4 protein-coding genes are annotated in these 3,318 nt (G+C 64.9%); all 4 read right to left on the bottom strand.

Annotation, left to right across the window (positions count from 1 at the left end; all coding sequences use genetic code 11):
* Positions 1–390 (bottom strand): cytochrome c maturation protein CcmE (gene ccmE / locus EN914_RS29165; RefSeq protein ID WP_127389442.1); only part of this gene is annotated, 390 nt, incomplete at its 3' end.
* An 8-nt stretch (positions 391–398) separates the two neighbouring features.
* A complete protein-coding gene (gene ccmI, locus EN914_RS29160; protein ID WP_024505286.1) occupies positions 399–1,538 on the bottom strand; it encodes a c-type cytochrome biogenesis protein CcmI in 1,140 nt (379 codons plus the stop codon).
* A gap of 93 nt (positions 1,539–1,631) precedes the next feature.
* Positions 1,632–2,069 (bottom strand): hypothetical protein, encoded by a 438-nt coding sequence (locus EN914_RS29155; RefSeq protein WP_013532637.1) that lies wholly within the window; start codon positions 2,067–2,069, stop codon positions 1,632–1,634.
* A 184-nt stretch (positions 2,070–2,253) separates the two neighbouring features.
* Positions 2,254–3,318: ATP-binding protein (locus EN914_RS29150; protein ID WP_127389441.1), on the bottom strand; the 1,065-nt coding region annotated here is incomplete at its 5' end.

Raw genomic sequence — 3,318 nt, 5'->3', positions numbered from 1 at the left:
CTCCTTGGGCATATAGCGCTCATCATGCTTGGCCAGCACGCTATCGGCAACAAAAACCCCGTCCGGGCCGAAACTACCCTCGGTGATGACGCCCTGCTCTTCGCGGAAAAGGTCGGGCAGGATGCCGGTATAGGTGACCTTGACCGATTTGTGCGTGTCGGTGACCGAAAAGCCGACCGTGGCCCCCTGCCCGCGCTGGATCGTGCCTTTTTCGACCAATCCACCCAACCGGATGCGCTGGCCAGGCTGGACGCTTGCCGTGGTGAGATCGGCCGGCATGTAGAAATAAGAGGCCTTCTGGCCAAGCGCGTAGAAAGTCAGCCCGGTCGCGGCACCCAGGAAGACCAGGCCGCCCGCGATCACCGACAATCGTTTCTGCTTGCGCGTCATGTCTTGTTCTACTCCGTCGCCGCAAGCCCAAGCGAAGCGGCAAAGGCGGTGAACTTCTTCGCCTGGTCACTGTCGGCCCCAAAGACGGCAATGGCGCGACCGAGCGCCTCACGCGCCTGATCGGCCTTGCCAAGCACGACATAGGAACGAACGAGCCGCATCCATCCTTCCGGGTCGTGCGGATTTTGCCGCAGTTTGTCGTCAAGGCCGGCAACCATGGTGTTGATCATGGCTTCCCGATCCTGCGGCGACATCGAGGATGCGGCGTCGATATCGCCGGCATCGGGGCCGTTGGCGGCGCCGCCGGAAGCCACTTCGGGGTTGCCGGACTTGGCCAGCGCCTGCTCGACGGCACCGCGCCATGGCGAGTCCGGCGGCAATCTGCCCAGCATCGCCTGCCATGCCGTGGTCGCTTCCTTGGCGCGACCCTCCTGCGCCAACGCCATGGCCAGGTAGAAACTGGCCTTCGCATTGGCCGGATCGAGCTTCAGGGCTGCCTCGAAAGCATCCTGGGCATCGGCCGAGACAATGCCGCCTGCCGCGCCGGCGATCGCCTCTCCGAGACCGGCCTGGCGAACGGCGCTGTCGCCATCAAGCCGAATGGCGTTGCGATAGGCATCCGCCGCGTCGGAAAAGCGCTGCATGCGCAGATAGACCGGGGCAAGCACGTCCCAGCCCCTGCCATCGGTGGGATTGGCGGCCAGATGGGCTTCGGCCCGCGCCACCAGTTCGTCGACCGAACTGTCGGCGGGATTCTTGGCCAACCGCTCGCTGAGCGGTTGTGACGGCAGGTCGGGAGAGCCAAGCTTGACATAGAGCCCCCAACTGACCAGCGGCACCGCCAGCACGGCTACGGTTGCCACCAGCCTTGCGGTGGCCGGCGCTCGGCCCGCGTTTGCGCCGCCGGCGGTACCCGCATTGTCAAGGCGAAGGATGCGGCGAGCGATCTCGGCGCGGGCTTCGGCCGCTTCGGCCGGCTGGATCAAGCCACGCGCAGCGTCGCGGTCAAGCTCGGACAGTTGGTCGCGATAGACTTCGAGATCATGTTCGCCGCTCGACGACGCGCCCTTCGCGCTGGCGGCCAGCGGCAACAGCACCGCCAGGCTTGCACCCAGCGTGAGAATGGCGGCTATGACCCAGAACAGCATGGTTCTTCCAATAACGGCAGAGCTCTGCCGTGCCAACAGATGCATGCTGCGACGCTTTGACGACGCCAGCCGCCAATCGTCGGCAGACGGTCGTCAGGTCAGCGGCGTCCAGCTGCCATCGGCGTTGCGGCAAGCGGTTCCGCGCGCCGTGACTCCGGCGCCGCCGGAAAACACCGTCTGCGTGTACTGGCGGCAGTCCTGCGAACCGACGCGGTAGGGCTGGGCCGGAACCACCTCGCCGTAGCGCGAAGCCTGGGCGCCTTTCCACGTCACCTTCTGGCCGCTGGTCGTGTATTCCAGCGCCTTGTACTCAGCCTCGAGCGCGCTGCGCTTCTCGGTCTCGCTGAGGCCGTTGCCGATCGCCCCGCTGATGAGGCCGCCGCCCATCGCCGAAATGATCGTCGTGGTCACCTTGCCGCTGGAAGGAGGTGTCGAGGCCGGTGTCGCTGCCACGGTTGGACCCTTGCCGCTCAAGGTGGTGCAGCCGGAAACAGCCAGCAATGCGGAAACAAGCGCGACGCGAATCTTCATGCCAACAACCGGTTTTCTTGAGTTGGAGCCTGCCATGGATGCGCCGGGGGCCGCGTCATCGAGAAGTCGGCGTGGCCATAGTATTGATATTTGTCGGAAATTTGGCCGCTGGCCGCTGCGGGACCAATGGACATGCCGCCAACAACATCTCCCGCCCCTCTATGTCGATCGGCTCTGGTGAACATCACTGAAGGCTCCGCAATCGCACCACCGCCTTCAATCCGCCCATACCGGACCGTTCGAGCGCCAGAACGCCTCCATACTCGTTGACGAGGTCTGCGACAATGGCCAGGCCCAGACCTGTTCCGGGCTTTGTCTCGTCCAGACGCCGTCCGCGCTTCAGCGCCTCGCGCGCCTTGTCCTCGGGAATGCCCGGACCGTCATCCTCTATGCCGATCTCGAACAGGCCGGCCGGGTCGTCCTTGCCGGTCAAGGGCACGATCGAGACCTGCACCGCGCTCTTTGCCCATTTCATCGCGTTTTCAAGGAGATTGCCCAGCAGTTCCTCAAGGTCCTCACGCTCGCCGGCGAAGACGATCTCGGCCGCCGGCAGCGACAGCGACAGATTTGTCTGCGGATTGAGCTTCCGCAGAACCCGCACCATGCGCTGCACCAGCGGCGTCACCGGCGTGCGGTAGACCACGCTGTCGCGTTGTGCCGCGACGCGGGCGCGCTGGAGATAGTGTTCGACCTGCTTCTGCATGGAAGCGGCCTGTTCGGCGATCAACTGCCCCTTGGCGCCGCCGAGCGCGCGGCCCTCGTTGAGCAGTACCGCCAGCGGCGTCTTCAGCGAATGGGCGAGATTGCCGACCTGTGTTCGCGACCGCTCGACGATGCGCCTGTTGTTTTCGATCAACGCATTGGTTTCGTTGGCAAGCGGTTCGATCTCGGCCGGGAAGCGGCCGTCGAGCCTCTGGGCGGTGCCTTCGCGCACCATGGCGAGCGCGTTTCTGACCCGGCGCAGCGGCTGCAGGCCGAGCAGGATTGCGATCGCGTTGATGGCGATCATGCCGACGCCGAACAGGCTGAGATAGGTCAGCAGGCGGCGCTGAAAGGTGGCGATTTCCTGTTCGAGTTCGCTCTGGTTGCCCATGACGCGGAAACGCGCGGCGCGGTTCTTGGCGTCGAGGACGAATTCGCTCTCGAACACTTCGAGTTGCTCGCCGTCGATGCCTTCGGCTGCGTAGCTGCGCTGGAAGCTCGCGTTGAACGGCACCTCGGCAACGCTCGGTGACGGGATCGTCGTGGT

Origin of the sequence: Mesorhizobium sp. M7A.F.Ca.CA.001.08.2.1, assembly GCF_003998455.1 — a bacterium.
GTDB lineage: Bacteria > Pseudomonadota > Alphaproteobacteria > Rhizobiales > Rhizobiaceae > Mesorhizobium > Mesorhizobium ciceri.
The sequence above is the reverse complement of the archived record's forward strand: the minus strand, read 5'-3'. Positions and strand labels throughout refer to the sequence as shown.

Coding starts and splice junctions, on each gene's coding strand:
- ccmI (WP_024505286.1), bottom strand. CDS start 1,538: ATGCTGTTCTGGGTCATAGCCGCCATTCTCACGCTGGGTGCAAGCCTG.
- EN914_RS29155 (WP_013532637.1), bottom strand. CDS start 2,069: ATGAAGATTCGCGTCGCGCTTGTTTCCGCATTGCTGGCTGTTTCCGGC.